General features: G+C 63.8%; 31 protein-coding genes. 17 read left to right on the top strand and 14 right to left on the bottom strand.

Annotated features, from left to right (window positions below):
- Positions 1 to 8 precede the first annotated feature (8 nt).
- Positions 9 to 611: a DUF3043 domain-containing protein gene (locus J2S97_RS05410; protein ID WP_307047270.1), complete on the bottom strand. Its 603-nt coding sequence runs from the start codon at positions 609 to 611 to the stop codon at positions 9 to 11.
- Between the two features lie 131 nt (positions 612 to 742).
- Here J2S97_RS05410 and J2S97_RS05405 point away from each other — a divergent pair, with 131 nt between their 5' ends.
- The 5 genes from J2S97_RS05405 to J2S97_RS05385 all read left to right on the top strand — a co-directional run bounded on the left by J2S97_RS05405 (position 743) and on the right by J2S97_RS05385 (position 5,964).
- Positions 743 to 2,173: a dipeptidase gene (locus J2S97_RS05405; protein ID WP_307047269.1), complete on the top strand. Its 1,431-nt coding sequence runs from the start codon at positions 743 to 745 to the stop codon at positions 2,171 to 2,173.
- A 207-nt stretch (positions 2,174 to 2,380) separates the two neighbouring features.
- Positions 2,381 to 2,770, top strand: a complete 390-nt coding sequence (locus J2S97_RS05400) for a HesB/IscA family protein (RefSeq protein ID WP_104172951.1) — start codon at positions 2,381 to 2,383, stop codon at positions 2,768 to 2,770.
- A gap of 185 nt (positions 2,771 to 2,955) precedes the next feature.
- Positions 2,956 to 3,828 (top strand): aa3-type cytochrome oxidase subunit II, encoded by an 873-nt coding sequence (gene ctaC / locus J2S97_RS05395; RefSeq protein ID WP_307047266.1) that lies wholly within the window; start codon positions 2,956 to 2,958, stop codon positions 3,826 to 3,828.
- Between the two features lie 10 nt (positions 3,829 to 3,838).
- Complete coding sequence (gene ctaD, locus J2S97_RS05390; RefSeq protein ID WP_307047264.1) at positions 3,839 to 5,566, top strand: aa3-type cytochrome oxidase subunit I; 1,728 nt, start codon at positions 3,839 to 3,841, stop codon at positions 5,564 to 5,566.
- Positions 5,563 to 5,964: a cytochrome c oxidase subunit 4 gene (locus J2S97_RS05385; RefSeq protein ID WP_307047262.1), complete on the top strand. Its 402-nt coding sequence runs from the start codon at positions 5,563 to 5,565 to the stop codon at positions 5,962 to 5,964. Before ctaD ends, J2S97_RS05385 begins: the two co-directional genes overlap by 4 nt.
- Positions 5,965 to 6,117: 153 nt before the next feature.
- On the opposite strand, the gene J2S97_RS05380 is transcribed toward J2S97_RS05385, so the two are convergent.
- Positions 6,118 to 6,411 carry an HPr family phosphocarrier protein gene (locus tag J2S97_RS05380; protein WP_307047260.1) on the bottom strand — a complete coding sequence of 98 codons (294 nt, stop codon included), beginning with the start codon at positions 6,409 to 6,411 and terminating at the stop codon, positions 6,118 to 6,120.
- A 161-nt stretch (positions 6,412 to 6,572) separates the two neighbouring features.
- On the opposite strand from J2S97_RS05380, the gene J2S97_RS05375 reads away from it, so the two are divergent.
- Complete coding sequence (locus J2S97_RS05375) at positions 6,573 to 7,367, top strand: GntR family transcriptional regulator (RefSeq protein WP_307047258.1); 795 nt, start codon at positions 6,573 to 6,575, stop codon at positions 7,365 to 7,367.
- A gap of 65 nt (positions 7,368 to 7,432) precedes the next feature.
- On the opposite strand, the gene qcrB is transcribed toward J2S97_RS05375, so the two are convergent.
- From qcrB to ctaE, 4 genes are all read right to left on the bottom strand, one after another.
- On the bottom strand, positions 7,433 to 9,112 hold the full coding sequence (gene qcrB, locus J2S97_RS05370; protein ID WP_307047256.1) for a cytochrome bc1 complex cytochrome b subunit: 1,680 nt from the start codon (positions 9,110 to 9,112) through the stop codon (positions 7,433 to 7,435).
- Positions 9,090 to 10,160 carry a cytochrome bc1 complex Rieske iron-sulfur subunit gene (gene qcrA, locus J2S97_RS05365; protein ID WP_307047255.1) on the bottom strand — a complete coding sequence of 357 codons (1,071 nt, stop codon included), beginning with the start codon at positions 10,158 to 10,160 and terminating at the stop codon, positions 9,090 to 9,092. The genes qcrB and qcrA overlap by 23 nt, the downstream gene beginning before the upstream one ends.
- A 99-nt stretch (positions 10,161 to 10,259) precedes the next feature.
- The gene (gene qcrC / locus J2S97_RS05360) at positions 10,260 to 11,048 is read right to left on the bottom strand and encodes a cytochrome bc1 complex diheme cytochrome c subunit (RefSeq protein WP_307047253.1); all 789 of its coding nucleotides are present in this window, start codon (positions 11,046 to 11,048) and stop codon (positions 10,260 to 10,262) included.
- 87 nt (positions 11,049 to 11,135) lie between these two features.
- Positions 11,136 to 11,774 carry an aa3-type cytochrome oxidase subunit III gene (gene ctaE / locus J2S97_RS05355; RefSeq protein ID WP_444875930.1) on the bottom strand — a complete coding sequence of 213 codons (639 nt, stop codon included), beginning with the start codon at positions 11,772 to 11,774 and terminating at the stop codon, positions 11,136 to 11,138.
- Between the two features lie 148 nt (positions 11,775 to 11,922).
- Between ctaE and trpD the strand changes: the two genes are divergently transcribed.
- Positions 11,923 to 12,981, top strand: a complete 1,059-nt coding sequence (trpD, locus tag J2S97_RS05350; RefSeq protein WP_307047249.1) for an anthranilate phosphoribosyltransferase — start codon at positions 11,923 to 11,925, stop codon at positions 12,979 to 12,981.
- 15 nt (positions 12,982 to 12,996) lie between these two features.
- Here the strand turns inward: trpD and J2S97_RS05345 are convergent, their stop codons facing one another.
- Together J2S97_RS05345 and J2S97_RS05340 are read right to left on the bottom strand one after the other, a co-directional pair.
- Positions 12,997 to 13,278 carry an Lrp/AsnC family transcriptional regulator gene (locus tag J2S97_RS05345; protein WP_307047247.1) on the bottom strand — a complete coding sequence of 94 codons (282 nt, stop codon included), beginning with the start codon at positions 13,276 to 13,278 and terminating at the stop codon, positions 12,997 to 12,999.
- A gap of 82 nt (positions 13,279 to 13,360) precedes the next feature.
- On the bottom strand, positions 13,361 to 13,777 hold the full coding sequence (locus J2S97_RS05340) for a DUF3054 domain-containing protein (RefSeq protein WP_307047245.1): 417 nt from the start codon (positions 13,775 to 13,777) through the stop codon (positions 13,361 to 13,363).
- Positions 13,778 to 13,916: 139 nt separating this feature from the next.
- Here J2S97_RS05340 and J2S97_RS05335 point away from each other — a divergent pair, with 139 nt between their 5' ends.
- Positions 13,917 to 14,285 carry a VOC family protein gene (locus tag J2S97_RS05335; RefSeq protein WP_307047243.1) on the top strand — a complete coding sequence of 123 codons (369 nt, stop codon included), beginning with the start codon at positions 13,917 to 13,919 and terminating at the stop codon, positions 14,283 to 14,285.
- 3 nt (positions 14,286 to 14,288) lie between these two features.
- Here the strand turns inward: J2S97_RS05335 and J2S97_RS05330 are convergent, their stop codons facing one another.
- Complete coding sequence (locus J2S97_RS05330) at positions 14,289 to 14,921, bottom strand: LysE family translocator (protein ID WP_307047241.1); 633 nt, start codon at positions 14,919 to 14,921, stop codon at positions 14,289 to 14,291.
- A gap of 177 nt (positions 14,922 to 15,098) precedes the next feature.
- On the opposite strand from J2S97_RS05330, the gene J2S97_RS05325 reads away from it, so the two are divergent.
- From J2S97_RS05325 to J2S97_RS05315, 3 genes are all read left to right on the top strand, one after another.
- Positions 15,099 to 15,575 carry a VOC family protein gene (locus tag J2S97_RS05325; protein ID WP_307047240.1) on the top strand — a complete coding sequence of 159 codons (477 nt, stop codon included), beginning with the start codon at positions 15,099 to 15,101 and terminating at the stop codon, positions 15,573 to 15,575.
- 148 nt (positions 15,576 to 15,723) lie between these two features.
- The gene (locus J2S97_RS05320) at positions 15,724 to 16,020 is read left to right on the top strand and encodes a putative quinol monooxygenase (protein ID WP_307047239.1); all 297 of its coding nucleotides are present in this window, start codon (positions 15,724 to 15,726) and stop codon (positions 16,018 to 16,020) included.
- A gap of 62 nt (positions 16,021 to 16,082) precedes the next feature.
- Positions 16,083 to 16,568: an HAD domain-containing protein gene (locus J2S97_RS05315; RefSeq protein ID WP_307047238.1), complete on the top strand. Its 486-nt coding sequence runs from the start codon at positions 16,083 to 16,085 to the stop codon at positions 16,566 to 16,568.
- 30 nt (positions 16,569 to 16,598) lie between these two features.
- On the opposite strand, the gene J2S97_RS05310 is transcribed toward J2S97_RS05315, so the two are convergent.
- From J2S97_RS05310 to J2S97_RS05300, 3 genes are all read right to left on the bottom strand, one after another.
- A complete protein-coding gene (locus tag J2S97_RS05310) occupies positions 16,599 to 17,645 on the bottom strand; it encodes an alpha/beta fold hydrolase (protein WP_307047237.1) in 1,047 nt (348 codons plus the stop codon).
- A 101-nt stretch (positions 17,646 to 17,746) separates the two neighbouring features.
- Positions 17,747 to 18,055: a heavy-metal-associated domain-containing protein gene (locus J2S97_RS05305; RefSeq protein WP_307047236.1), complete on the bottom strand. Its 309-nt coding sequence runs from the start codon at positions 18,053 to 18,055 to the stop codon at positions 17,747 to 17,749.
- Positions 18,056 to 18,259: 204 nt separating this feature from the next.
- A complete protein-coding gene (locus tag J2S97_RS05300) occupies positions 18,260 to 18,724 on the bottom strand; it encodes a DUF6278 family protein (RefSeq protein WP_307047235.1) in 465 nt (154 codons plus the stop codon).
- A gap of 170 nt (positions 18,725 to 18,894) precedes the next feature.
- Here J2S97_RS05300 and J2S97_RS05295 point away from each other — a divergent pair, with 170 nt between their 5' ends.
- The gene (locus tag J2S97_RS05295) at positions 18,895 to 19,380 is read left to right on the top strand and encodes an iron chaperone (RefSeq protein WP_307047233.1); all 486 of its coding nucleotides are present in this window, start codon (positions 18,895 to 18,897) and stop codon (positions 19,378 to 19,380) included.
- A gap of 8 nt (positions 19,381 to 19,388) precedes the next feature.
- On the opposite strand, the gene J2S97_RS05290 is transcribed toward J2S97_RS05295, so the two are convergent.
- Positions 19,389 to 19,856: a GNAT family N-acetyltransferase gene (locus tag J2S97_RS05290; RefSeq protein ID WP_307047231.1), complete on the bottom strand. Its 468-nt coding sequence runs from the start codon at positions 19,854 to 19,856 to the stop codon at positions 19,389 to 19,391.
- On the opposite strand from J2S97_RS05290, the gene hrpB reads away from it, so the two are divergent.
- Positions 19,855 to 22,572: an ATP-dependent helicase HrpB gene (gene hrpB / locus J2S97_RS05285; RefSeq protein ID WP_373460498.1), complete on the top strand. Its 2,718-nt coding sequence runs from the start codon at positions 19,855 to 19,857 to the stop codon at positions 22,570 to 22,572. The genes J2S97_RS05290 and hrpB overlap by 2 nt on opposite strands.
- A gap of 59 nt (positions 22,573 to 22,631) precedes the next feature.
- On the opposite strand, the gene J2S97_RS05280 is transcribed toward hrpB, so the two are convergent.
- Positions 22,632 to 23,489: an alpha/beta fold hydrolase gene (locus J2S97_RS05280; protein ID WP_307047772.1), complete on the bottom strand. Its 858-nt coding sequence runs from the start codon at positions 23,487 to 23,489 to the stop codon at positions 22,632 to 22,634.
- A gap of 361 nt (positions 23,490 to 23,850) precedes the next feature.
- Here J2S97_RS05280 and J2S97_RS05275 point away from each other — a divergent pair, with 361 nt between their 5' ends.
- The 4 genes from J2S97_RS05275 (at position 23,851) to J2S97_RS05260 (ending at position 26,588) form a co-directional block, all read left to right on the top strand.
- Positions 23,851 to 24,177: a hypothetical protein gene (locus tag J2S97_RS05275; protein WP_307047227.1), complete on the top strand. Its 327-nt coding sequence runs from the start codon at positions 23,851 to 23,853 to the stop codon at positions 24,175 to 24,177.
- Between the two features lie 122 nt (positions 24,178 to 24,299).
- Positions 24,300 to 24,704, top strand: a complete 405-nt coding sequence (locus tag J2S97_RS05270; protein WP_307047225.1) for a VOC family protein — start codon at positions 24,300 to 24,302, stop codon at positions 24,702 to 24,704.
- A 785-nt stretch (positions 24,705 to 25,489) separates the two neighbouring features.
- Positions 25,490 to 25,813 carry a hypothetical protein gene (locus J2S97_RS05265; RefSeq protein WP_307047223.1) on the top strand — a complete coding sequence of 108 codons (324 nt, stop codon included), beginning with the start codon at positions 25,490 to 25,492 and terminating at the stop codon, positions 25,811 to 25,813.
- Positions 25,814 to 25,973: 160 nt separating this feature from the next.
- Positions 25,974 to 26,588 carry a PadR family transcriptional regulator gene (locus tag J2S97_RS05260; RefSeq protein ID WP_307047222.1) on the top strand — a complete coding sequence of 205 codons (615 nt, stop codon included), beginning with the start codon at positions 25,974 to 25,976 and terminating at the stop codon, positions 26,586 to 26,588.
- Positions 26,589 to 26,709 lie beyond the last annotated feature (121 nt).

The following is a 26,709-nucleotide window of genomic DNA, read 5'->3' as shown; positions in this document are numbered from 1 at the left end:
GGCCTGTATCAGGCGGGGAATTCTCCGCGCTTGACGAGCGGCTTGGGAAGCCGCAGCTTGCGGAACTGGAGTGAGCGCATGGATCCGTACCAGACGGTGCCGCGTTCCACCTCGCCGAACTTTTCGGTGAGGCGCTTCCGGAGCTTGCGCGACAGGATGAAAACGTCGACGAACACAGCCAGGAACATCACCCAGAAGCCACCCAGGACGTAGATCATCGACTCGCTGGTGGACGGCACCAGAAGCGAGACGATGACGAACACCAGTGCGCCGAACATCAGGTACTCGCCCAGGCTGAAACGGGCATCCACATAGTCTCGCGCATAGCGCTTCTGCGGACCCTTGTCCCGAAGGGGCAGGAACTTTTCGTCGCCGGTGTCCAAGGCCTGGCGCATCTTGATCCGCTGTTCCTGGACGGCTGCCCGCTCTGCTGCTTTGGAGGCCTTTCGATCCTCCGGCACCAGGGGACGCTTCCGCGCCGCTTCCTGTGCCTTGCGCTTGGGCGTGGGCGCGCCCTTGCCAAGGGCTGCATCCTGCCGGGTCAATGCCTCGGCTGCCTGCTGGTCAACTACGTCCTGCGCCGCCGGCGCTTCCTTTTTACGTCCAAACACCCCTACAGAATACCTTGCACGCGCTGGCGAAAAGTCATATGTCACACACTCCGCCGGCGACGGATCGAGGGAGCCGACGGGTCCCTTCCCGAGTGTTTCCTGTGGTCCTCCACACAGGTAGGGTTTTGGCCATGACTTCATCACCGGCGGGGACCCCGCAAAAATTCAGCGCAGGATTCGGCGGGATCGACGTCGATGCCCTGCGCCGGGCCGTTCACGAGTCCTTTGACACCACTGTCGGACACCTGAAGGACCTTGTTCAGCTTCCGGGTATCGCCTGGCCAAGCTTCGATCCTGCCCCGCTGGACCGCAGCGCCGAGGCTGTCGCGGACCTGGTGCGGGCGGCGGGAATCGAGGATGTCAGGATCCTGCGGTGCAATAAAGAGGACGGAACTCCGGGCGGGCCGGCGGTCGTAGCGCGCCGGACGGCGGCCGAGGGAAAGCCAACGATCCTGCTCTACGCCCACCACGACGTCCAGCCGACCGGAGACCTGGCGCTGTGGGAGACCGAACCGTTCACCGCCGTCGAACGCGACGGCCGGCTCTACGGACGGGGCGCGGCCGATGACAAAGCAGGCATCATGGCCCACATCGCCGCGTACGCCGCCGTCACCGAAGTCCTGGCCGACAAACTGGGGCTTGGGGTGACGTTCTTCTTCGAAGGCGAGGAGGAAGCGGGCTCGCCGACTTTCCGCACCTTCCTCGAAACCCACCGCGAACTGTTGCGCGCCGACGTCATTGTGGTGGCGGACTCCAGCAACTGGAAAGTCGGGATTCCCGCCCTGACCACCAGCCTGCGCGGCCTGGTAGACGGGACCATCGAGGTCCAGGTCCTGGAGCACGCTGTGCACTCCGGGATGTTCGGCGGGGCAGTGCTTGACGCTCCCACGCTGCTGTCACGCCTGATCGCCACGCTCCACGACGACGACGGAAACGTTGCAGTGAGCGGCCTGGTGAGCAGGGACGACGTCTCCGTCGACCTGACGGAAGCCGAATACCGGGCCGACGCGTCGGTGCTCGACGGCGTCCGCCTGGCCGGTACCGGGAGCATCGCCTCCCGGCTCTGGACCAAGCCGGCCCTCTCCATCATCGGATTCGACGCTCCCGCAGTGGACGTGGCTTCCAATACACTGCTGCCGCGGGCACGGGCCAAGTTCAGCCTGCGGCTGGCCCCGGGACAGGACCCGGCCGAGGCAATGGCCGCCGTGAAGAGCCACGTTGAGGCCAATGCGCCGTTCGGTGCCAAGGTGGTGTTCACGCCGGGGGAGAGCGGAAACCCGTTCCTGACGGACACGGATTCCGTTGCGGCCGGGATGGCAATGTGGGCGCTCGGAGAGGCCTGGGGCGTTCCCGCCGTGGAAATGGGGATCGGCGGGTCCATTCCCTTTATTGCGGATCTCACCGAGGTCTACCCTGAAGTGCAGATCCTTGTAACCGGCGTGGAAGACCCGGATTCAAGGGCCCACAGCGCCAACGAGTCGCTCCACCTGGAGGACTTCCGCAACGCCGTCGTGGCCGAAGCGCTCCTGCTGGCACGGCTGAACCAAGAGGGTCTTGGCTGATACCGGGCCCCTGAGGCAGGTGCCGGATGTTCCCTGGCGGGCACGTTCCGGATCCGTCAGGGAACATCCAGGGTATGGCCACGGTTACGTCAGAAGTTAGAGCTACACGCAGGATCGACGTAGCATGTAGCTATAGCCCATACCGTTTCCGTAGGGGCGGGCAACGCGAAAGCCGAGTCGCCACCACCGTCGTAAGAAGGTAGGCCAATGAGCACTACAACCAATGAAAACAGCAACGCAGCCACCGGCACCGCAAGCGAAGACCTGGCCACGCACGAGGTCAAGCTGACCGACGTCGCCGCCGGCAAGGTCCGCAGCCTGCTGGAGCAGGAAGGCCGTACAGATCTTCGTCTGCGCGTTGCTGTCCAGCCGGGCGGTTGCTCCGGGCTGATCTACCAGCTCTACTTCGACGAGCGGCTGCTCGACGGGGACGCCGTGCGCGACTATGACGGCGTCGAGGTCGTAGTGGACAAGATGAGCGTTCCTTACCTGAGCGGCGCCAGCATCGACTTCGAGGACACCATCTCGAAGCAGGGATTCACCATCGACAACCCCAACGCCGGCGGTTCCTGCGCATGCGGAGATTCGTTCCACTAACCCGGCTGATTGCCCCGTGACAGCTTGCTTTCGGCACCGGTTTTTACCGGTGCCGACGCACTGTGCCGACATGTGGGCGAAATCCCCTGGGGAGCGGTAAGCTCTACATCGAGTAGTAAAACTTTTAGTGTGCCCGGGGAGCCATCTACGGCCCGGGCAACAGCAACAAGTAGGAAGGGCCGTCTGTGAGTTCGCAGAACCGAACCGGCAGCCGACGCAAACAGATCACTACGATCACTGGCTTGGCACTAGCCGGCGCGTTGGCTTTGACTGGATGTTCACCAGAGGTACAGAGAGGCTGGTTGCCCACCGAGCGTGGCACCACCAATCACACTGACCGCATCATGGACCTCTGGGTCAACTCATGGATTGCCGCACTGGTCGTGGGCATCATTACCTGGGGGCTCCTGGTCTGGTGCATCGTCGCCTACCGCCGCCGCAAGGGCACCGTGGGCTTCCCGCGGCAGACCAGCTTCAATCTTCCGCTCGAGGTCTTCTACCTGACCATCCCGCTGTTCATGGTGCTGGTGTTCTTCTACTTCACCGACCGCGACCAGCAGGCGATTGACAACCGCTCCGAGCCGGCCGACGTCGTCGTTGACGTCCGCGGCAAGCAGTGGGCCTGGGACTTCAACTACAAGCAGGGCGAGGTCATCACGGAGGACGTCCACGAAGCGGGCGTGCAGGCGCACCTCACCGGTGCTGAAGTGGACAAGGAAAAGCTGCCCACCCTGTACCTCCCTGTCAACAAGTCTGTTGACCTGGAACTGAACTCCCGCGACGTCATCCACTCCTTCTGGGTACCCGCCTTCCTGCAGAAGCGCGACATGATCCCCGGCAAGACGAACTACATCAGGTTCACCCCCACCAAGGAGGGCACCTACGACGGCAAGTGTGCCGAACTCTGCGGCGAATACCACTCCGAAATGCTGTTCCGCGTGAAGGTTGTCTCCGAATCGGAGTTCCAGGCTCACATGGACCAGCTGCGCCAGGACGGTAACACCGGACTGCTCGGCGAAGAGTACGACCGCAACCCGAACCTGAACGAAATTAAGTAAGGGGAGCGACGTGGCTACTTACACTCAATCCGCACCTGTCGGGACCCTTGGGGCGCCCGTAGTACCGAAGTCCAAGGGACGCATCGTCGTCAACTGGATCACCTCAACCGACCACAAGACCATCGGGTACATGTACCTGATCGCGTCCTTCGTGTTCTTCTGCCTCGGCGGCGTCATGGCCCTGCTGATCCGCGCCGAGCTCTTCGAGCCCGGCATGCAGATCCTGCAGACCAAGGAGCAGTACAACCAGCTGTTCACCATGCACGGCACGGTCATGCTGCTGATGTTCGCAACGCCGCTGTTCGCGGGCTTCGCCAACGTCATCATGCCGCTGCAGATCGGCGCCCCCGACGTCGCCTTCCCGCGACTGAACGCACTGGCCTTCTGGTTCTTCCTTTTCGGCTCCACAATCGCCGTGTCCGGCTTCATCACCCCGCAGGGTGCCGCGTCGTTCGGCTGGTTCGCCTACGCGCCGCTGTCCAACACCACCTTCAGCCCCGGCGTCGGCGGTGACCTCTGGGTCTTTGGCCTCGCGCTCTCGGGCTTCGGCACCATCCTCGGTGCGGTCAACTTCATCACCACCATCATCTGCATGCGTGCCCCGGGCATGACCATGTGGCGCATGCCGATCTTCACCTGGAACACGCTGGTGACGGCCATCCTGGTCCTGATGGCCTTCCCGCCGCTGGCAGCTGCCCTGTTCGCCCTTGGCGCCGACCGCCGCTTCGGCGCGCACATCTTCGATCCTGAGAACGGCGGCGCCGTCCTCTGGCAGCACCTGTTCTGGTTCTTCGGCCACCCCGAGGTGTACATCATCGCCCTGCCGTTCTTCGGCATCGTCTCCGAGATCTTCCCGGTCTTCAGCCGCAAGCCGATCTTCGGCTACAAGGGCCTCGTCTACGCGACCATCGCCATTGCTGCGCTGTCCGTGACCGTGTGGGCGCACCACATGTACGTGACCGGCTCGGTCCTCCTGCCGTTCTTCTCCTTCATGACGATGCTGATCGCCGTACCGACCGGTGTGAAGTTCTTCAACTGGATCGGCACCATGTGGCGGGGATCCATCACCTTTGAGACACCCATGCTGTGGAGCATCGGCTTCCTGGCGACCTTCCTCTTCGGCGGGCTGACCGGCATCATCCTGGCTTCGCCGCCGCTGGACTTCCACGTTTCGGACTCCTACTTCGTGGTGGCACACTTCCACTACGTGGTGTTCGGCACCGTGGTGTTCGCCATGTTCGCCGGTTTCTACTTCTGGTGGCCGAAGTGGACCGGCAAGATGCTCAACGAGCGCCTGGGCAAGATCCACTTCTGGATGCTGTTCCTCGGGTTCCACGGAACCTTCCTGATCCAGCACTGGCTCGGTGTCGAGGGCATGCCCCGCCGCTACGCCGACTACATGCCGCAGGACAACTTCACCTGGATGAACCAGTTCTCCACCATCTCCTCCTTCGTGCTGGGCGCCTCGCTGATTCCGTTCTTCTGGAACGTCTACATCACCTGGCGCAGCACCGAAAAGGTTGAGGTGGACGATCCCTGGGGCTTCGGTGCCTCGCTGGAGTGGGCCACGTCATGCCCGCCGCCGCGACACAACTTCACCTCCCTGCCGCGCATCCGTTCGGAGCGTCCTGCCCTGGACCTCCACCACCCGGAGCTCGCCCAGTCGCACACCGTTGAGTCACCGGCACCGGCAGCAGCCGTGCTCGGCAACGCCGACCAGAAGGACACCGCCAAGTGAAGATCGAATCATGGATTTTTGGAGCCGGAGTCTTCTTCTTTGTACCGGTCTCAGTGGTTTACGGATTCCTGACCCAGTGGTCTGAATGGGTCGGCATCCTTGGCATCCTGCTCGTGGGCGGCCTCGCCGGCATGATCGGTGGCTACCTCGGCTTCACCGGCAAGCGTGTGGGAATGCGCCCCGAGGACCGCAACGACGCCGAGATCCACGAGGGCGCAGGCGAGCAGGGACACTTCAGCCCCTGGAGCTGGTGGCCGCTGGTCCTGGGCCTCTCCTGTGCAGCAGGTTTCCTCGGCCTGGCCGTCGGATTCTGGATCGTTTACATTGCGGCAGGACTCGCGACCATTGCCCTCGTTGGCTGGGTCTTCGAATACAGCCGCGGCGATCACGCGCACTAGCCTCAACTGCTTCAAAGATAACGACGGCGGGCCCCACCATTTGGTGGGGCCCGCCGTCGTTTGCTTTGCGTTCGGTTGATTTGCCTTCAAACGCCAGTGGACGCCGCTGCCTTCGGTGGAGGCCAGGGCGCCAGCCGAAGCCTGCAGGGGCCCTCAGGCGGCTGCGCCTGCCTCCAGCAGCAGGATCAGGCCTTCCAGTGCGGCCTCTGCTGATTCAATGCTGTAGCGGGCCGGCAGGGCCCCCGGGTCAACAGAAAGTTCAACTTCACAGCCATAGTAAAAGTCGGCCGTCATCACCTCGAGCAGTGACCTGGCATCGACAGGAAGGATCCCGTCCTTGCCTATCCTGACCGGCAGGCCGGAGTCCGTGACAGCCCGAACAAAGATGGCGGCTGGACGAGCGTGCAGGCCGATGGGTGATTGAACGATTGCCTTACGCACTGGCAACAGGACTCCTTTGTTCCGACGGGACTCGGCCGTCATGACTGCATTCCTGAACAAGCGTAGCCGCGGCGTGACCTGACGCCGAAACCGTTACCGGGGTGGTCTAGACCTGCCACGCCGGTGCCCTACGCTTAAAGGCATGAAAGTTTATCTGGAGCATTGCCATGGCGGCCTCTGACGCAAGCAAGATGGTGGGGGAGATCGACCGCGGAAGCGGAGTCCCCATCTACGTCCAGCTGCGGGAACTACTGCGGTCCCACATCGCGGCTTCGTGCCCGCCCGGGTCCTCGCTGCCGTCGGAACGCGACCTCGCGGAACGGTTCGGCCTGGCCCGTATGACTGTCCGGCAGGCAATCGACGCACTGGTGGGCGAGGAAGTCATTGAACGGGTAGTGGGCCTCGGAACGTTCGTCCGCAAGCCAAAACTGGACCTGCAGGTGAAGCTCACGTCGTACAGCGAGGAAATGCAGCGCCGTGGCATGGTCCCGGCAGCCAAGGTGCTGAGTTTCGAGCAGATCAGCGCCAGTGCGTTCCTGGCCCGTGAGCTCCAGCTCGACGAGGGAACACCCTTGGTGCGGTTCAGGCGCCTGCTTTTGGCAGACAATGAGCCCATGAGCGTGGATGAGAACTTCATCCCCGCCCACAGGGTTCCCGGGCTGCTCGACGGCGAACCTCCGACGTCCCTGTACAACGTCCTGAGCGAACGCTTCGGCCTGGTCATGGAGTGGGGGGAGGACATGATTGAGGCCACCGCTGCCTCGCCGTCCACTGCCCGGCTGCTTAACGTGGAAGTGGGTTCGCCGCTGCTCAAGATCCAGCGGCATGCCTTTGTTGCCCGCTCAATGGTGGACTACTCGGTGTCCTACTACCGCGCGGACCGGTACAAGCTGTGGGTTCCGCTGCAGCGTCCCGGCGTCAGGCCTACGCGCAATTACGCGTCAGGCTACCGGAACCCGTAGGCAACAACGAAAGAAGCCCCGTCCTGTCGGACGGGGCTTCTTTCGTTGTTGCGGTAACGCTCGAACTAGTGGCTGAGGGTCTTCTGGGCCTCGGCTGATTCGACCGCTTCATGCTGGCCGTGGTGGCCATGGGCCGCCTCGAGTTCAGCGGGCGAAGCGGGTGCAACCCGGTCTTCGAAGAACCAGCGGGAGAGCGCCGCGCGGCGCTTTTCCTTCCGGGTCACGATGCCGTGCTCGTTGGGAACCGCAGGCAGCGGAACCGGCGACTCGAAGCCGACCAGCTTGTAGCGCTTGTAGTCATCCAGCGGTGCATGGACCTCGATGAACTCACCGTGCGGCAGGCGCACGATGCGGCCGGTTTCGCGGCCGTGCAGGGCGATTTCGCGGTCCTTGCGCTGGAGGGCGAGGGCCACACGCTTGGTCACGACGAACGCGATGATCGGGCCAATGAAGAACAGTGCGCGCAGCCAGTACGTAACGTCGTTCAGTGACACGTGGAAGTGCGTTGCAATGAGGTCGGAGCTTGCTGCCGCCCACATCACGCAGTAGAACGTGAAGCCGGCCATGCCGATGGCGGTACGGGTGGGAGCGTTGCGCGGGCGGTCCAGGACGTGGTGCTCGCGGTCGTCCTTGGTGATCCAGCGTTCGATCCACGGGTACATGAACAGCACGGTGAAGACGATTCCGGCCGGCACCAGGGCGGGCAGGAGCACGTTCAACGTCAGGACCTGGCCGAAGATGACGTACTCGAAGTGGAAGTCACCGATGACACCCGGCATGAGCCGCAGCGCACCGTCGACCCAGCCGATGTACCAGTCAGGCTGCGTGCCTGCCGAAACCGGTGAGGGGTCGTAGGGGCCGTAGTTCCAGATCGGGTTGATGGTGAAGAACGCCGCCATGAGGGCAACGACACCGAACACGATGAAGAAGAAGCCGCCTGCCTTGGCTGCGTATACCGGGCCGAGGGGGTAGCCGACGACGTTGCCGTCGTTGCGTCCCGGGCCGGGGTACTGGGTGTGCTTGTGCACGACCACCATGAACAGGTGAATCACGATCATCAGCAGGATCAGGGCAGGTACCAGGAGGATGTGCAGCATGTAGAGCCGGCTGATGATGACAGTACCCGGGAACTCGCCGCCGAAAAGGAAGAACGAGGTGTAGGTACCGATGACCGGGATCGACTTGATGACGCCGTCGATGATGCGCAGGCCGTTGCCGGAGAGCAGGTCATCGGGGAGTGAGTAGCCGGTGAAGCCAGCGGCCATGGAGAGGATGAGCAGGACACCGCCCACCACCCAGTTCAGTTCGCGGGGCTTGCGGAAAGCGCCGGTGAAGAACACGCGCAGCATGTGCACGGAAACCGAGGCCACGAACAGCAGTGCGGCCCAGTGGTGAACCTGGCGCATGAACAAACCGCCGCGGACATCGAAGGAGATGTCCAGCGAGGAGCTGTACGCCACGGACATTTCGACGTTTTTGAGCGGCGTGTAGGAGCCGTCGTAGTGGGTCTCCGCCATGGACGGATCGAAGAAGAACGTCAGGAACGTGCCGGAGAGCAGCAGGATGACGAAGGAGTACAGGGCAACTTCACCGAACATGAAGGACCAGTGATCCGGGAAGACCTTCCGGCCGAACTCCCGCAGGATGCCCGACCCGCCGACGCGCTGGTCAACGAAGTCGGTAATGCGGCCGCCTTTGGTTTTGGCGACGAAGGCGGGGGCATTAGCTGTTGTATGTGCGCTCATGCTCATCACGCTCCCAGTAACTCGGTCCTACGGGTTCTTTGAAGTCGCTCGTAGCGACCAGGTAGCCCTCGGCGTCAACTGCGATGGGCAGCTGGGGGAGAGGCCGGCTGGCCGGGCCAAAGATAACCTTGCATTCCTGGGTCAGGTCAAAGGTCGACTGGTGGCACGGGCACAGCAGGTGGTGGGTCTGCTGCTCGTACAGGGCAACAGGGCAGCCAACGTGGGTGCAGATCTTCGAGTAGGCAACGATGCCGTTGTAGCTCCAGTCCTCGCGGCCCGCGGAGGGCTTGAGGGACTCTGGGTTGAGGCGCATGAGCAGGACGACGGCCTTGGCCTTTTCGTTCAGCTTGCCTTCGTGCAGTTCGTTCAGGCCCTCCGGGATGACGTGGAAAGCAGAGCCGATGGTCACGTCCGAAGCCCTGATGGGCGTGCCGTCGGGGTCGCGGGTGAGGCGCTTGAGCTTGCCCTCCTGCGGAGCCCACATGGTGTGGGCCAGCTTGTCGTCCGGACGGGGACCGAGGTCACCGAAGATGGCCAGAGCCGGGAGCGGTGCCAGTGCGACGGCGCCGAGAAGGGTGTTGCGGATCAGCGGCCGGCGCTTGATGCCGGTTTCGTCAACGATGTCGTCAACGATGCGGACTGCTGCCTGGCGGTCGTCCTCGGTGCGGACTGCGTGGCGCTCTTCCGAAACTTCGTGGTCCGGCATCAGGGCCTTGGCCCAGTGGACGATGCCGGTGCCGATGCCGAGCATGGCAAAGGCGGTGCCGATGCCGAGCAGTGCATTCTGCAACCGGATGGTGGCGATCGTGGAGTCTGGTCCAAGATCGATGGCGAAGTACGCCACCAGGAAGATCACGGTGCCCACAACGGAGCTGCCGAAGAGAACGGCAACCTGCCGTTCTGCGCGCTTTGCGGCCTTCGGGTCCGTGTCAGCCAGGCGCAAACGATGCGGAGGAATTCCAGGATCCTGGAACTTCTCCACCTCATTCTGACCAGCCGTAGCTACGGTGCCCGAGTGGTTCGGACTGCCGTCACTATGGTTGCCCATAATTCGCCTCATCCTTCTCTCGTCCCGGCCAGTGCCGGGTTAGTTTTCAATTCCATACTGCTGACTCGTCAGCAGGAGTTCTTACAGTTGCGGACGATGCTAGGACGTCCGGGACGTCAGCCAGATCGTGAAGGCGATGATGACGCCCAGGCCGGCGATCCAGACAAACAGGCCTTCCGAAACCGGGCCCAGCGCGCCAAGGTCGGCTCCACCGGGTGAACCGTTGGCTTCGATCTGCTTCAGGAAGGTGATGATGTCGCGCTTACCTTCGGGGGTGACGTTGGCGTCGCTGAAGACGGGCATGTTCTGCGGTCCGGTGACCATGGCTTCGTAGATGTGCTTCTCAGAAACGTCCGCCAGGGCGGGAGCGAACTTACCCCGGGTCAGTGCGCCGCCGGCAGCTGCTGCGTTGTGGCACATGGCGCAGTTCACGCGGAAGAGCTCGCCGCCTTCCGCGGCGTTGCCCTGTGCGTCCAGAAGGTGCTCCTCCGGGATGGACGGGCCGGGCCCGAGCGAAGCGACGTAAGCGGACAGCTGGTGGGTCTGTTCGTCGTTGAACTGTGCGGGCTTCTTGTAAGCCTGCGGGCCATTCATCTGCATGGGCATGCGCCCGGTGCCTACCTGGAAGTCAACGGCGGCAGCACCGACGCCTACAAGTGAGGGTCCGTCCTGGGTCCCGCCCGCACCCATGCCGTGGCAGGTGGCGCAGTTGGCGGCGAAAAGCTTCTCGCCCTCTTCAGTGTCGTTCGCACTGAAGCTGGTGGTGGAAGCCTTGGCCTCGTTGACGGTGGTGGCAACGGCGTACAGCCCACCAGTGAGGAGGAGGCCCATCAGCAGCAGCGCAATGGCTGCCAGGGGGTGACGTCGCTTCTGCGAGAGTGCCTTCACGTGGTGGTTCCTTTATTCGATCGTGCGTCGGCTCCGGGAGCCGCTTCTTGAAATTCTGCCTCTTGTAGAAAAAGAGTCAAGTCAGGGCTACCTGAGGACGTAGATGACCAGGAAGAGGCCGATCCACACGACGTCGACGAAGTGCCAGTAGTACGAGGTGACAATCGCGGACGTGGCTTCGAAGTGACCAAACTTCTTGGCGGCGAACGAACGGCCGATGATGAAGAGGAAGGCGATGAGGCCGCCGATGACGTGCAGGCCGTGGAAGCCGGTGGTCATGTAGAAGGCCGAGCCATACGCGTTCGACGAAAGCGACACATGCTCCGAAACGAGCATGGCGTATTCCGTTGCCTGGCCGGCAACGAAGAAGGCACCCATGACGAACGTCAGGGTGAACCATTCGTTCATCCCCCAACGCGTGAATGCAAGGGGGCCGCCGGCGCGGCGCGGCTGGAGCCGCTCAGCGGCGAAGACGCCCATCTGGCAAGTGAATGAACTTGCCACGAGGACGATCGTGTTTACAAGCGCAAAGGGGAAGTTGAGCTTTGCTGTCTCTTCAGCCCACATCTGTCCGGAAGTCGAACGGAGTGTGAAGTACATGGCGAAGAGACCGGCGAAGAACATCAACTCACTGGACAGCCACACAACGGTTCCTACGGAAACCATATTTGGGCGGTTCAGCGTCGGGTGCGCCGGGGTACTGGGGGCATGGGTCGCAGATGTCACATAGACATTATGTCTGTAAAAGTTCCTCCTGCCCAATGCAAACCGCCTTTTGCGGGGACTTTTTCTACAAAGACGCGAATTCGCGCGGAAAAGTTCCCGGACCGGTTCACATTGGTCATCAGGGCGGGTGCCTCGATAGCATCAGGAGGTGACTTCACAGGTATCAGCACAGCCGGCCGGCAACACCTGGCCGCGGCTCATTTCGGCTCTGATCAACGGCGCGGACCTCACGGCTGACAACACGGAGTGGGCGATGGACACGATCATGTCCGGCGAAGCCACGCCCGCCCAGATTGCCGGATTCCTCGTGGCGCTGCGCGCCAAGGGCGAGACGGTGGATGAGATTGCAGGCCTTGTCGAAGCGATGCTGGCCCACGCAAACCCCATAGACATCGGGGGCGAGAAGCTTGACATTGTGGGCACCGGCGGCGATCAGCTCAACACGGTCAACATCTCCACCATGGCGGCGCTCGTCTGCGCGGGAGCCGGTGCAAAGGTGGTCAAGCACGGCAACCGCGCCTCCTCGTCATCGTCGGGCTCAGCGGACGTCCTGGAGGCCCTGGGCGTCCGGTTGGACCTCCCCATCGATCGGGTCGCGAGGAACGCCGAAGAGGCGGGAATCACCTTCTGTTTCGCGCAGGTCTTCCACCCGTCCTTCCGGCACACCGCCGTACCCCGCCGCGAACTCGCCATACCCACGGCGTTCAACTTCCTCGGCCCGCTGACCAACCCCGCCCGCGTGCAGGCCTCCGCAGTTGGTGTCGCCAACGCACGGATGGCGCCGCTGGTTGCCGGAGTGCTGGCCAAACGCGGAAGCCGCGCTCTTGTCTTTAGGGGAAGCGACGGACTCGACGAACTGACAACGACCGGGCCGTCTACCGTCTGGGAGATCAGGGACGGAGAAGTCAGCGAGCAGACCTTTGATCCGCAGGCGCTGGGCATCCGTCCTGCGACAGTGGAGGAACTTCGTGGCGGGGACGCCGCAGCCAATGCCGCCGTCGTCCGTGATGTCCTGGCCGGCCGTCCGGGACCGGCCCGCGACGCCGTCCTGCTGAACGCCGCTGCGGGACTGGTGGCGTTCGATATCCAGGCCGGTGGCCCGCTGGCGGACCGCATGGCGGCCGCGTTGAAGCGCGCTGAAGAGGCCATCGACTCCGGCGCCGCAGCGGCAGTGCTGGAAAAGTGGGTGGCCCTTACCCAGGGCTAGGCGGGCCGCGCGGGCTTACTGCTCGAAGCCGAGGGCGAAGGCCGCATCAAGGTCGTGCTGGGAGTAAGCGCGGAACGCGATGTGCGTTGTGGTGTGCACGACGGCAGGGACCTTGGACAGCTTGTCCGCGATGACGTCCGCCAGCTCATCATGCTTTGACACCCGTGCAACGGCAATCAGGTCCCATTCCCCGGTCACGGAGTAGACCTCGCTGATGCCCGGAATCGCCGAAATTTCCTCTGCCGTTTCCGGAATGCGCGAGGCGTCTGTCTTGATCAGGACGAATGCGGTGATCACTCTTGACCTTTCGGATCGGGTGCGCCGTTGCGGAAACGGCAGGCGTTGCTGTGTGTTGCCAGCCTAGTACATCAGGGGTGCTTCAGCGGCGCTGCGGGCGCCCCGCCAGCCGCCGGAATCCGGCCACGATGAGCCGGTAGCCAACGAGGAATACGCCCAGGCTGAGCAACGCCACAACGATGAACGGCAGGACCACCGTCTGGCCAGTCAAAGCACGCAGCAGCATGCCCAGTGCGACGGCTCCGATCCACACGCAGACTCCTGCAGGCCAGACGCGCAAAGGCGCCCGCCACACCCGCAGCGCGAGCCAGGCTATTGCCGCTCCCGCCAGGAACGGCCAAGCTGTCAGGAGAACCCCGGCGATCACATCCCCGCGCTGGTGGGCGTCCCGGCCGATGGCCGCAAACAATACGATCAGGGCTACGTCGGCGAGGGCGGCAATGGCCACGGAGCTCCTGGCGGCTGCGCGGACGGGGGCGGTGTCGGTGGGGGAAGGCATGCCTCCAGACTAGTAAAGGATCTGCGTTGCTACGACCTGACCCGGCCGCCTGATGCGATCGCCTGCGGCGGTCGTACACTGTGACCGGGCGCCGTTTCCAGGCACTTCGCGTTCCCGCCACTACACTCCGGACGGCAGCATGAGACTAGTCCAGATCGCGCAACATGCCAGCGACCTAAAGCGGGCGGCAGCATTCTATGCCGCCTTGCTCGGCACCGAAGCCCGGGCCGTATTTGACCCACCGGGGCTCCTGTTCTTTGACCTTGACGGTGTCCGGCTGCTGCTCGAATCCGGGGCGCCGCCGTCGCTGATCTACCTGGCGGTTCCCGACGTCAGGGATTCCGTGACCGAGCTCCGGGGCAGGGGAGTGGAGATCGTGGCCGAACCAGAGGTGATCTTCAGCCACGCCAGTGACGACCTGGGCCCCGCGGGGACGGACGAATGGATGGCATTCATCCGCGACAGCGAGGGCAACACCGTGGGCCTGGTCAGCCAGTTGCCGCGCTAGCAGTCAGGCTTTGCTGGCCGCGATCTTCGCGGCAAAGGCCACAAGTACGACGCCGGCAATCCGGTCCGTGGCTTTGCCCACCGTGGGGGACTGCAGCCAGCGCCGGGCATAGTGGGTGGCCACGATGATTCCCGCGAACCAGAGCATGCCTTCCACGTTGTGCACCAGGGGCAGCAGGACTCCCATCAGGAGGGGCGGGACATCCTGCGGGAGGAACTGCGGGATCATGGCCATGTAGAAGACGCCCACTTTGGGATTCAGCAGGCTCGTGGTCACGCCCGTCAGGAAGGGCGCTCCTGCGTTGCCGGCTGCCTGCGCCAGATCCGTAGACGCCGCCGGTCCGCTTTTGAAAGTCCTGATGAACATCGAGATTCCGAGCCATGCCATGTAGCAGGCACCCGCAATCTTCAGCACCGCGAAGGCCGTCTCAGAGGCGGCCAGCAGCGCGGACGCACCGAGCGCGGCTGCGACGCCCCAGGCCACTGTGCCGGTGCAGATTCCCGCGGCCGTTGCGAAGGCCGGACCGCGCCCGCGGCTAATCGCCGTGCGGAGGACAAGCACAGTATCGAGCCCGGGAATTACTGTCAGCAGTGCTGCGACCACGGCGAACTGGAGGAGTGCTTCAGGGACGGACATACTCGATGATAACCGCGGCCGGAGTCAGGCCTCGGCGGCCACACGCAAACGGCGTATCACCGATGCCACGGCGGCGCCATTGTGCTGGGAATCACGCCCGGCTAGGCTCGCAAGCGCAAACCGAAGGATCGCCGTCGGGAGTCCTTTCCGGCGCAGCCAGTGAGATGAGGGACCAACGTGAGCCAGAAGATCACCACCTGCCTGTGGTTCGACACCCAGGCCGAGGAAGCCGCCGACTTCTACGTCTCGGTTTTTGACGGCTCCAAAATTCTCAGCGTGGCACGCTACGGCGACGACGGCCCCGGAACTGCGGGACAGGCCATGACGGTCGAATTCGAAATTGAAGGCCGGAAGTTCCTTGCGCTCAACGGCGGCCCGGCATTCACGTTCAGCGAAGCTGTTTCCTTCGTGATTGACTGCTCCTCGCAGGAGGAAGTGGACCGCTACTGGTCTGCACTGACGGCGGACGGGGAGGAAAGCCAATGCGGCTGGCTCAAGGATAAGTTCGGAGTTTCCTGGCAGGTTGTGCCGTCGGTCCTGAGCCAGCTGCTGGGAGGCCAGGATCCTGAGGGGCCGCAGCGGGCCATGCAGGCGATGCTGGGGATGCGGAAGCTTGAGATCGCCGAACTCCAGGCCGCTTATGACGGTACCTGACGGGTGCTGACCGGACGGGTGCTGACCTGACGGGACGCCGGTGCCGGAAGAAGGGATCAGGCCCCGTGACAATCGGCCCTAGCCTGCTCCGCCCAACCGGACGATAATCGGGACTACCTACCCCCGCACGTGATTGGAGGCGTTTGCGATGTCTGTTTACACGCTCGGAATCTGGTTGGTGAAGCCCGGCAGGGAGGACGATTTTGTGCAGGCCTGGCGCGACCTTGCCAGTAAGACCCAAGAGGAATTTCCCGCGGCGAAGGGGGTCCTGATGCGAGATCGCGATGTTCCCAACAGGTTCATTAGCACCGGTCCATGGGAGTCGTTCGAGCAGGCTGGACTCTGGCGCGCCTCAGCCGCGTTCACCGAGGGATACGAGGCCATGCGGGAAATGCTGGAGCACTTTGAACCGCACACGCTGGAGGAAGCAGCCACCATCGGGTGATGCACGGCGTGCGACTGTGGCGAGGCTTTCGCAGGCAGGGCCTGCAGGCTAGGGTCGGGTCCATGAAGCCGTTGATCCTTCTCGGCATCGACGGTGTGCTCAACCCGCTCGCGCGTGCGGTAAGCCCCGACGGCTCACTGGAGCTGGTGCTCTCGGACGTGAAAGTTGCCTTGGTGAACAGGCTTGCGGCGTTCGGCAGGATCGCTTGGGTGTCGACGTGGCCGGCGGAGCAGACGGCCGGGCTCGAGTCGCAGTTGCGCCTTGCGGACGAGCCGCTTAGGGTGCCGCTGCCGGCGAAGGCGCTCGGCGAATCCGAGGCACCCACACCGAAGCTCCGCCCAGTGAGCCGGTGGCTGGCCAGGATGGAACTTTCCGGCGAGACAACTTGGGACTCGGTCGTGTGGATTGATGACGTCCTGGGCCCGGACGCCCGCGAATGGGCGCACGGATTCCGGCAGCAGGTGCTACTGCTGAAGCCGGTACCGGCCGAAGGACTGACCGAAGTACACGTTGTGGCAGTTGAGGTCTTCGTCCAAAGCGGGGGCTGAGCCTGCCGCTCTCAGCCGGGTCACGAAGTCTCAGTTCGAAGTTTCAGTAATGGCCGCTGACGGGTTCAGGAACTCACCGATCCTTTTCGCCATGGCCTTGGACTGGGTCCAGTGCAGGTAATGAGGTCCGTCGAGAATGACCAGCTCATGGCGCTTGATGTTGAGCAGTTGGCGTTGGTGGGCGGGGAGCCATTCCGGGTCCTGGTTCATGGTTTCCTGGGACACAAACTGCAGCACAGGAAGAGTGTCCGGGTAATTGAGGGCTTGGAGTTTATGGGCGTTCTCTCCGATTCGGTTCGTTTCGTCGGTGAGTGCCGCGTTGCCAAAGTTCCAGCTCACCAACTTGCGCATTTCGTCGCGTTCCGTCGTCGTAAAGCTGTCGCCTGCCGGGTCTGCGAGACCAAGGGCGGCGGCCCAGCGGACCAAGCCGGTGGTCGAAGGAATCCGTTCCCAGAAGTTGCCCGACACAGGCATGTCGGCAGTGGCGGGAGATTCAGCCGTGGATGCACTGCCGGCGGGCACCGTGGGGTCGATCCCGATCACCGCAGAAACTTCCTCGGGGTATTTGTTGGCGTAGTACAACGTGGTGAATCCTGCTATCGAGTGACCCACAAGGATGTAGGGGAGGGGGATGGCGAGTTTTGCAAGCACCTCGTGCAGTTCCTCGGAGATGTTCTCGATGGTCCGGGGTCTGGCGGTCATATCGCTGAAGCCGTAGCCGAACCCCTCGACAACCACCACCTGGTAACCGGCCAGTTCGCGGACCAGAGGGGCAAAGTCCAGCGCCGGTGCCGGCGTGCCCAATCCGCTGAGGAGCACCAGGGCCGGACCGGTCCCGCCGGTTCTCGAAACGTTGATGGTGCCTTGGTCGATCTCAATCTTCTCCCCGTACGACACGGCGTTGGAGCGTTCAACGCTTTCCATGATGAGGTTTGCCGACGTTGAGGCAAGCACCAGACCGACTATCGTCAGCGCGACGATGCCTGTCGCCCGGAGTCCCCTCCTGCGTCGTTTCTGACGGGGCGGTGTGTGGTCCGCGATCGAACGGGTGCGGCGGGAGAAGATGCGCAGCGGCATGACGGAACTCCAGGTCGGGACGGTGATGGGCCGCCGAGCGGGCCATCTGGCATTACGTTAGTCCCCCAGCTTTTGGAACGGTACTGCTGGGGGTGTTCGGACTAGCTGGCAGTCAGGCAGTATCCAGCCGATGTGACAGCATCGCGGACAGCGGAGATCGCGGCTGATCCGGTGACGGTCAGGCGGGACACCCCGCCCGGGACGAGATCAATGGTTGCGGCGTCCACACCGTCCAAGGCCGAGAGTGCCCGTTGAACGCTGGCCACGCAGCCCCCACAGGTCAGGCCTTCCAGGTTGTACTCGACGCCGGCGTCGTTCTCCCGCAGATTCCGGGTGGCTTCGGTGGAGCAGCAGCCACAGCCCGACGCGGAGGCGGTCAGGGGCAGTTCCGTACGGGGTGGCGTTTGCATGTCAGTTCCATTCCTTGCAGAGGGTGCGATGGGTGCTGGGGTTGAACGGCTGTGAAAGAGGGGCCTAAGCGGCCCTTCGGGACATGCCAGTTCACTGACAACACCACCAATATACCCCCAGGGGGTATATCTGGCAATGGCTTCAGCCACTGAACCGTCGAACTTCAGAGAAGGGATGAAGCCGCCATTCGGTGGCGTCGTCCACTAACGCTCGTGACGTACAAGTTCCATCACATGGGAATAGTTTTGGACGAGGGTTGGATCCGGTCCTGCCAGGCGTCGAATAGCGACTCGAACCACGTCTACCGCGGTTTTGATGGAGACCCGGACCAGGGGGTAATCCGCCTGGACAACCTCCCAGTGGGCTCCGGGAATAGTGTGAGTGAGCACGTCGCCGTAGAACATGCCAATGGGTCGGATAAACGCCGAGAGGAAGGTTTTGTCGCCGACGGACTCAATAAGGTTATCGATGGCGGCCAGGCCGCCCACTGACCGCGGCAACTGCATTCCCATGGATCGGAAGTGCGCGATCAGCTCGTCATAGCCGCCGACATTTGTTGGTGTAGGGGTGGACTGTTGCAGGTCCACCGGCTGGTATTCGGCGTATTTCCTCGGCATTCCCGGGGGCAGCTTTTGCAGCGGTTCGGCGGAATCCTGCGGATCGCTCATGTCGACAGACTACGCCTGGAATTTCAGACAGGCAGAAATTGGAGTGACCTGGCGATGTCCCGGTTCGATTCAATCCCTCATCCATATCGAGCAGTTCCGAAGAAGCTCCCGCCGCAGCCGCTCCCTAGCATTAGGGTGGCCGCATCAAATCACGTGGAAGGGAAGCTGCAATGAAGGACACCGAAAATTCCGGCACGGGCACCAAGACGTACGACGGATTCGAGGACGAAGAACGGGCCGCGATGAAGGAGCGCGCACAGGAACTCAAGAAGGCCGCCCGCCGCGGGTCGCGCAGCACCAAAGCGGACGGGGAAAGCGAGGTTCTCGAGAAGATTGCCGAGATGCCGGAAGCCGATCGCCGCATTGCGGAACGGCTTCATGCCATCATCAGGTCCACCGCGCCGGAACTCACACCCAAAACCTGGTACGGGATGCCCGCCTACGCCAAGGACGGCAAAGTGGTCTGCTTCTTCCAAAGCTCGCATAAATTCAAGACACGCTACTCAACGCTCGGCTTCAACGACTCGGCGAATCTCGACGACGGCACCATGTGGCCAGCCGCCTTTGCCCTCACGGAGCTGACCGCCGCCGATGAGGCAAGAATCAGTGCGCTCGTGAAGAAGGCCGTCAGCAGAGGACCGGAAACGGCGGATTAGGCGAACCATCAGCGGGAGCGCGCGCTGCTGGCCACCCGGTCGGCATCGGCGACGAGGAAAACATCGATCGCGTCCTCGTGCTCGTGGACGAATCCGTGGCGTTCGTAGAGGCGTCTCGCCGCACTGCCTTGGAGGACATTTAGCCGGAAAGGCCGGTGATCGCCCTGCGTCATCATGACATGGCGCAGGACCTCGCTGCCCAGACCCCGGCCCTGGAACTCAGGGGCCAGGTAGAAGTGTTCAATCCATTGCTCATCGGGTTCGGGGCGGACCGAAATGACGCCCGCCGAGGAGCCCGCGACCTCGATGACAAAGGTATACGCAGGGTGAAAGCCGTTGCGGAAGCGTTGCCTGGCGCGCGCTGGGTCCCAGCGTCCGAGACGTTCGAGATCAGGCCGCATGACATCGGCACGGAGCTCCGCAATCCATGAAGCGTCAGCGGGCACGCTTTGGCGCAAAGACCAGGCGGAAGGCATGTCGCAATTGAAGCACAATGGAGGCGTGACTTCTCCGCTCCTCCCTCCGGCCCCCGCACGTCCCAACGGGCCCTTCGACCTGGGTGTCATCGGCGCGGGCCTGGCCTTTGCCGCGTCACTGGGGGAGCTGGCCGAGGCCCTGCGTGCGGGAGGCGCTGCCGGCACCGCCGTGGTCCAGGCACCTCCGGGCACGGGCAAGACCACCCTCGTTCCGCCGTTGCTCGCCAATATCGCAGCATCCGCCGCTTCCGGCGCCGCGGGGGTTGAGCCAGATAAAGCGGGAGGCCGCGGCCCGCGCGTCGTCGTGACCCAGCCGCGCCGGGTCGCTGCGCGTTCGGCCGCGCGCCGCCTGGCCACCTTGGACGGCAGCCGCCTCGGTGACCGCATCGGATACACAGTCCGCGGTGAACGTGTTTGCGGTGCCGGCACAATGATCGAGTTCGTCACTCCCGGGATCCTGCTGCAGCGGCTACTCGCAGATCCGGGCCTGGAGACCGTGGACGCCGTCATCCTCGACGAGGTCCACGAACGCGGGCTGGAGACCGACCTGCTGCTCGGCATGCTCGCGGAGGTCCGCGAGCTGCGAGGCGACCTCACACTCGTCGCCATGTCCGCCACGCTGGATGCACCGCGCTTCGCGGCCCTGATCGGTTCAGGGCAGGGCGGGATCCACAACGGCGGCGGCGGGCCGGCCCCCGTCGTCGACTGCCCATCCGCGCTGCACCCCCTGGGGACCGAGTGGGCGCCTGCAGCGGCAGCGCGCCTGGATACAAGGGGAGTGACCAGGACCTTCCTTGACCATGTGGCGGACACGGCCGCGGCGTCACATGCCGAGGCGCTTGCTGCGGACGGGGGTGTGGACGCCCTGGTGTTCGTTCCCGGGGTATGGGAGGTGTCGCACGTCGCCGCCCGCCTGCGCGGCCGGGTAGCCGCTGACGTGCTGGAGCTGCACGGTCAGGCAAGCCCGGCCGAACAGGACCGTGCAGTCTCGGGGCGGGAACCCGGCGGGCGTGCGCGGATTATCGTTTCCACCGCGCTCGCCGAATCATCCCTGACCGTCCCGGGGGTCCGCCTCGTCATTGACTCCGGCCTTTCCCGGGAGCCGCGACGCGATACGAACCGGGGAATGTCCGGCCTCGTCACCGTCTCGTGCTCCCGTGCGTCCGCCGAACAGCGCGCCGGGCGCGCAGCCCGCCAAGGCCCGGGCAGGGTGGTCCGTTGCTACGACCAGAAGACCTTCGGTGCCGCCCCGGCCCACCAGACGCCGGAAATCACGGTAGCTGACCTTACAGGGGCAGCCCTGGTCCTGGCTTGCTGGGGTTCACCCGGCGGCCGGGGCCTGTCGCTTCCCGACGCCCCGCCCGGGGCGGCCATGAATGAGGCTGTGGAGGTTCTCCGCGAGCTGGGTGCGGTAGGACCGGACGGCCTCGCCACGGATTTGGGTAAGACCCTGGCCAGGATCCCCGCAGACCCGAGGCTGGCCCGCGCCCTGCTCGACGGCGCCGCGACCGTCGGCCACCGGACTTCGGCCGAGACCGTTGCCGTCGTGTCCGGTGACCAGCGCGCTCCTGGCGCCGACCTAACGCGCCTGCTGGCCACGCTGCGTTCGGGTAACGACCCCGCGGCCCGGCGTTGGAAGGAAGACGTCCGGCGGATGGAAGCGATCGTCCGCAAGGAGGCCGCCGCCGTCGAACGTTCCCAAACCGTGCAGCCGGTGAACGCCTCGGAGGCAGTGGGGTTCGTCGTCGGCCTTGCGTTCCCCGACCGCGTGGCGCGCCGCGTCCCCGGTGCGGGGGAGCGGTACCTGCTGTCCTCGGGCACCCGGGCAGGCCTTCCAGCCGGCAGCCCGTTGTCCGGGCACGAATGGCTGGCAGTGGCCGAAGTCTCGCGCGCGGAAGGCCGCGACGCCGCCGGAACCGGCGCCGTCATCCGGTCCGCGGCGCCGCTGACGGCTGACACGGCGGAGGCAGCTGCCCGGCACCTACTGAGTGAAACTGTGGAGGCGGGCTTTACCCAGGGACGGGTCATGGCCCGGCGGGAACGCCGGCTGGGTGCCATCACGCTCGCTTCGACGCCGGTACGGCCGTCAGCCGCCGAGGGACGGGCAGCCGTGGCCCGGGCGCTGGCCAAGGCGGGGCTGGGAACCATTGGATGGTCGACGGCGGCGGACGCCTTGCGCCGCCGTCTCGCGCTGCTCCACCGGGAACTGGGCAATCCGTGGCCGGACGTTTCGGAGGAGGCGCTGCTGGCCAGGCTTGACGACTGGCTGGCTCCGGAGCTCGAAGCGCTAGCGGGCGGCGCGGCTACGTCCGGCGTCGACCTCGCCGAACCGCTGCGCCGGCTGCTGCCGTGGCCGGACGCCTCCCGGCTGGGCGAGCTGGCACCGGAGGCCCTGGAGGTGCCGAGCGGTTCGCGCGTCAGGATTGACTACCCCGACGCAGAGCACGACGACGGCCGGCCGGTAGTGGCGGTCAAGCTGCAGGAGTGCTTCGGCTGGGCCGAAACACCGCGGTTGGCGGGCGGCAGGGTTCCGGTCCTGTTCCACCTCCTTTCACCGGCGAGGCGGCCGCTGGCGGTGACGGATGACCTGGCATCCTTCTGGTCCGGACCCTACGCTCAAGTGCGCGCCGAGATGCGTGGCCGCTACCCGAAGCACCCCTGGCCGGAGGACCCGTGGACGGCGCCGGCCACCGCACGGACCAAGAGCAGGATGTAGGCGTCGATCTCCCTGCGTCAGCGGGGGACTGACTCCACATCTGTGGCACCGCGGACTGTTCAAAGTCCGGCCGCGATCTCTTCGACCGCCCGCGACAGTGCCTGCATGGACTCAGGGCCACCATGACCCTCGTCCTCGACGACGATGAGGTGGCTGCTTTTCCAAAGCCGGTGAAGCTTCCACGGCGTGACAACCGGGCCGCTGATGTCCCGGCGGCCATGAATGAGGTGTCCAGGTATCCCGTCCAACTCATGAATCCGGGACACGATTTCCTGCGCGCCGGTCAGGAACCCGTCATTGGACCAATAGTGCGTGACGAGCAGGGCGAAGGTCATACGCTGGCGCTCGTCGTCGAACATCGCTCCTGGCTGCCACGACGGGTCCAGGGCGATGTGCGTGGATTCCCAGCGGTCCCAGGCCAGAGCGGCATGTCGGGCATCGTCGCGGTCTTCTCCAGCAAGCCGGCGGGCATAGGCGTCGACCAGACGTTCGCCCGGGTTTGCCCTGGCGGAATCCGAGAAATCCTTCCAGGCTTCGGGGAAAATGCGTCCGACGTCTTCAGTGATCCACTGGACTTCGCCGCGGCTTGTCGTTGTTACCGCCACCAGGGCAATACCGAGCACCCTGTCAGGGTGCTTGAGGGCATAGGCGAGAGCGAGCGTGCTGCCCCAGGACACACCGGTGACAATCCACTTCGCTATGCTCAGGTGCTCGCGCAGAGCTTCGAGGTCGGCAATCAACGCTTGCGTGGTGTTCTGGGTCAGGTGGTCGAGGTCGTCCTGAACTATCGGAGTGCTCTTGCCGCATCCACGTTGGTCAAGGCCCACCGTCCAGAACCGGGATGGGTCGTGTCGCCTGCGATAACCACCTTTGCCCAAGGCTCCGCCGGGGCCTCCGTGCAGGTATAGGACCGGCACACCTTTCGGATGTCCTGTTGCTTCCCAATAGATCTTCGCGTGCGGTACGTCCACCCACCCGCTCTTTGTCGCTGCGCCCTGATCAATCACCCGCTCAACGATATTGGATTTACTCGATCCTTTGTCGCAAAAGCCTAAAGGAATTCCTGCTGCGCGCGATGGGGTTTGGCTTAGTCGTCTTGCTATTGGGCCTATTCGGTTTGGCAGTCGCCGATTCCCTGGGCGGTTTCCAACCAACCTCGCAACACTGACTGAAGTTGGCCGGATCCTCGGACTCACTGCCACACAGGCGACCGTTGGTTGAACGGGCGCAACGGGCAGTCGGTTCGCTTCAGCAGGCAAGCGGGATATTGTCAGCGTTATGCGCGAACCCTGGCTATTCTTCTTCGGCGCCGTCTTCGTGATCGGATCCGTGTCAACGCTTTTTTGGACCCGCAACTTCGAGCGCAGGAAGAACCGGCTGGGTTGGGCAGAGAAGGGTGAGACATTTGGCAAAAGGCGCCAGATTCAGTTGGCCGCATGCATTGCAGCTGCCATCGGCACCTTCATGACGGTGACCTACGGGATCGGGTTGCCCCCGGGCGCCGGGCGGACTGGCGAACTCGGGCTAATCCTCTTTCTCATCTCAATTATATTTGGGTCGTTTTTCGCAAAGAAATTGCACGCTATCAATATCAAATCGCCATGACGATGTGCGGCAAGCTCCGACCTGAGCAGGATCAAGAGCAACATCAGATAAGGGCGATTTCGGCCCGGTAAGGGTTCGGGCTACGCAGCCACCATCCCGAGAGCGCGTGAGAGACTCGCGACGTGGACAATTATTCCGAAGGTGCCATGCACCATATAGAACTGTGGGTGCCCGACTTCAATCGGGCCAGGGGTGAATGGGGCTGGATTCTCTCCAGCCTGGGATATGAGACCTATCAAACCTGGACAAACGGAATCAGTTGGCGACGGGCGGGCCTCTACATAGTTGTGGAAGAGTCCCCGGACCTGAGCAGCCGCGAGCACCAGCGCACCTCTGCCGGACTGAATCACCTGGCGTTCAAGGCCGGACACCAGCACCGCGTGGACACCCTAAGGACGGAGAGTTCACACCACGGTTGGAGCCAGTTGTTCGCCGAAAAGTACCCGCATGCCGGCGGTCCGGACCACTATGCGGCGTACTTGGCGAACTCCGACGGTTTCGAGATAGAGCTCGTGGCGACTACCTGAAGTGCGCCCGGTAGCCGTCGCTTTCCTTACGGGCACCCGGTCCTTGCCGCAAGTTTACTTTTTGACCGCGTCCCGCCGCAGGACAATTTCCCGCCCGGTAAGAGTTGGACTTTTGCACATAGGGGATGACGTCTCAGGGCGCGTCCACGCCCGTCCGCCATCTCAAATCGAGGGGTGGTCATAGGCGCGTCCATCCCGGCGGATCGATGAAGGACCACGCATCGCTTCGATGCACTGGTTCGCCTCCGAGGACCGAGGGCGTAGAAGAACATTGATGTTTTGTCCTTGGCGTGCTGACTAAGCCAGGCGGCTGATCCGCTGAAGTCGGCAACCAGGCACTGTCCCAGCAGGATCAGAAGACCGGCAGCAGTTATCATCACCGGTACCAGGAACGGTCCCCGTAACTGCCCGAGCACCATGATCGCGCTATGGCGCCAAGGAGGGCTATGGCGACAAGGAGAAGGACGCCAAGCAGCTTCAGGGGAGAGGTGCCAATGGTTTCGGCTGCATCGGTTTCTCCTCATTTGGCCAGGCCGGCTTGTCGGTTGGACGTGGGCGCCCGACGACACGTGCGGGCTTCCGCCCAACCGTACGCCCGGAGCACTCCTGGCGTATCGGGTGGTTTCTACCTGTTCCGGCACCAGACGCCCCTGGTAATAGCGCAGACCGCCCGTCGAACAGTTGGCAGGGGCCGGCACGACCACCGATCTACCGCTAGGCAGTGGTCGGCATCCGTGCGCCTCCAACCGCATAACTGAGGGGCGCACTCGTCCCTAAGATGAGGTATGGGCAAGCATTCGCGGATGATCTTTCCGGTGTTGGCGCTGCTTCTTGCCGGTTGCGCCGGGCCGCCGTCGGATGCGCATCACCGTTCCGCCAGCCACGACGAAACTTGGAACGTCGGCGCAACCCACCCTCGATATGACTCGCTGGGCGCCTGTGACGACGACCCAAGCGTCGAAACCGCAGTTGTCAGCGCCGACCTGCCGCCATCGCATCTTGCGATGAGCCTCCGGCCGGATGCGACCGAAGAAGACGCTGTTCGTGTAGCCGCTTGTCTCCGCCTGACTCTCACCAGTGGCGAGATCTGGATTGCGTCGCCCAGTTGAAAACCCGCTGCGTATTCAGTCCTCCTGGATAGCCCGTGCCCGCGGGGCCAAGGTTGCTTTCCTTCCAGAGCGTTGCCTATTGTCAGGCGATACTTAGCGATATATCGTTAAGTATCGCCGATGGTCGGCGAATAGCAGTATTCGGAAGGACGATGCCACCATGAGAGGCATTCACGACAAATTTTCAGACAATGGCCCCGAGCGGGGACGCTTCGAGCGCGGCCGGAGCCACCGAGGACCCCACGGACACGGCGGGGGCGGGTTCGGACGCGGCTTCGGGGCCGGGTTCGGTCCGGGGTTCGGTCCGGGATTCGGTCCCGGTTTTGGCCCGGGCAGCTCACGCCGGGCCAACAGGGGCGATGTTCGCGCCGCCATTCTGTCCCTGCTCGCCGAAGCCCCATCAAATGGCTACGGGCTTATCCGGACGATCGCGGAAAAGACATCGGGGGCCTGGCGTCCCAGCCCCGGTTCCGTCTACCCGACGCTCCAGCAGCTCGTCGACGAAGATCTCATCACGCCTGTTGGTGAGGGCAGGGGCACCGAGTTCACGCTCACCGACGCCGGCAAGGCGTACGTGGCAGAGCATGCCGAGGAGCCAGGCAACGCCTGGAACACCGATCCCGAGGGCGCGGTGCCCGTATTTCACCAGAGCGTTGGAAAGCTCATGGGCGTCATCCATCAGTTCAGGGTCGCGGCTACCGACGAGCAGCGCCTGGCCGCCGTCGACAAGATCGACGAAGCCCGCCGCGCCCTGTACCTCATTCTCGCGGAGTGAGAGCGGAGGGCCATGTGAGGTAACTGATACACGCCTGAAACGTTGTGTCGTGGCGGCGAAACATTGGACGGTTAGGCTCATTCCTACCTGGACATCGGGGTCCACGCAGCGAACGAAAGGA

Origin of the sequence: Arthrobacter oryzae (assembly GCF_030812315.1) — a bacterium.
Taxonomy (GTDB): Bacteria; Actinomycetota; Actinomycetes; order Actinomycetales; family Micrococcaceae; genus Arthrobacter; species Arthrobacter oryzae_B.
This window is presented reverse-complemented; position numbering and strand designations above follow the sequence as displayed.

Excerpts from the sequence above, each read along its gene's own strand:
- qcrB (WP_307047256.1), bottom strand. The coding sequence starts at position 9,112 with ATGAGCGCACATACAACAGCTAATGCCCCCGCCTTCGTCGCCAAAACC.
- J2S97_RS05405 (WP_307047269.1), top strand. The coding sequence starts at position 743 with ATGACTTCATCACCGGCGGGGACCCCGCAAAAATTCAGCGCAGGATTC.
- J2S97_RS05310 (WP_307047237.1), bottom strand. The coding sequence starts at position 17,645 with ATGCCGCTGCGCATCTTCTCCCGCCGCACCCGTTCGATCGCGGACCAC.
- J2S97_RS05375 (WP_307047258.1), top strand. The coding sequence starts at position 6,573 with ATGGCGGCCTCTGACGCAAGCAAGATGGTGGGGGAGATCGACCGCGGA.
- J2S97_RS05260 (WP_307047222.1), top strand. The coding sequence starts at position 25,974 with ATGAGAGGCATTCACGACAAATTTTCAGACAATGGCCCCGAGCGGGGA.
- J2S97_RS05330 (WP_307047241.1), bottom strand. The coding sequence starts at position 14,921 with ATGTCCGTCCCTGAAGCACTCCTCCAGTTCGCCGTGGTCGCAGCACTG.
- J2S97_RS05340 (WP_307047245.1), bottom strand. The coding sequence starts at position 13,777 with ATGCCTTCCCCCACCGACACCGCCCCCGTCCGCGCAGCCGCCAGGAGC.
- J2S97_RS05320 (WP_307047239.1), top strand. The coding sequence starts at position 15,724 with ATGTCTGTTTACACGCTCGGAATCTGGTTGGTGAAGCCCGGCAGGGAG.
- hrpB (WP_373460498.1), top strand. The coding sequence starts at position 19,855 with ATGTCGCAATTGAAGCACAATGGAGGCGTGACTTCTCCGCTCCTCCCT.
- J2S97_RS05335 (WP_307047243.1), top strand. The coding sequence starts at position 13,917 with ATGAGACTAGTCCAGATCGCGCAACATGCCAGCGACCTAAAGCGGGCG.
- J2S97_RS05300 (WP_307047235.1), bottom strand. The coding sequence starts at position 18,724 with ATGAGCGATCCGCAGGATTCCGCCGAACCGCTGCAAAAGCTGCCCCCG.
- J2S97_RS05265 (WP_307047223.1), top strand. The coding sequence starts at position 25,490 with ATGGGCAAGCATTCGCGGATGATCTTTCCGGTGTTGGCGCTGCTTCTT.
- J2S97_RS05315 (WP_307047238.1), top strand. The coding sequence starts at position 16,083 with ATGAAGCCGTTGATCCTTCTCGGCATCGACGGTGTGCTCAACCCGCTC.
- J2S97_RS05290 (WP_307047231.1), bottom strand. The coding sequence starts at position 19,856 with ATGCCTTCCGCCTGGTCTTTGCGCCAAAGCGTGCCCGCTGACGCTTCA.
- qcrA (WP_307047255.1), bottom strand. The coding sequence starts at position 10,160 with ATGGGCAACCATAGTGACGGCAGTCCGAACCACTCGGGCACCGTAGCT.
- J2S97_RS05275 (WP_307047227.1), top strand. The coding sequence starts at position 23,851 with ATGCGCGAACCCTGGCTATTCTTCTTCGGCGCCGTCTTCGTGATCGGA.
- J2S97_RS05295 (WP_307047233.1), top strand. The coding sequence starts at position 18,895 with ATGAAGGACACCGAAAATTCCGGCACGGGCACCAAGACGTACGACGGA.
- J2S97_RS05400 (WP_104172951.1), top strand. The coding sequence starts at position 2,381 with ATGAGCACTACAACCAATGAAAACAGCAACGCAGCCACCGGCACCGCA.
- J2S97_RS05305 (WP_307047236.1), bottom strand. The coding sequence starts at position 18,055 with ATGCAAACGCCACCCCGTACGGAACTGCCCCTGACCGCCTCCGCGTCG.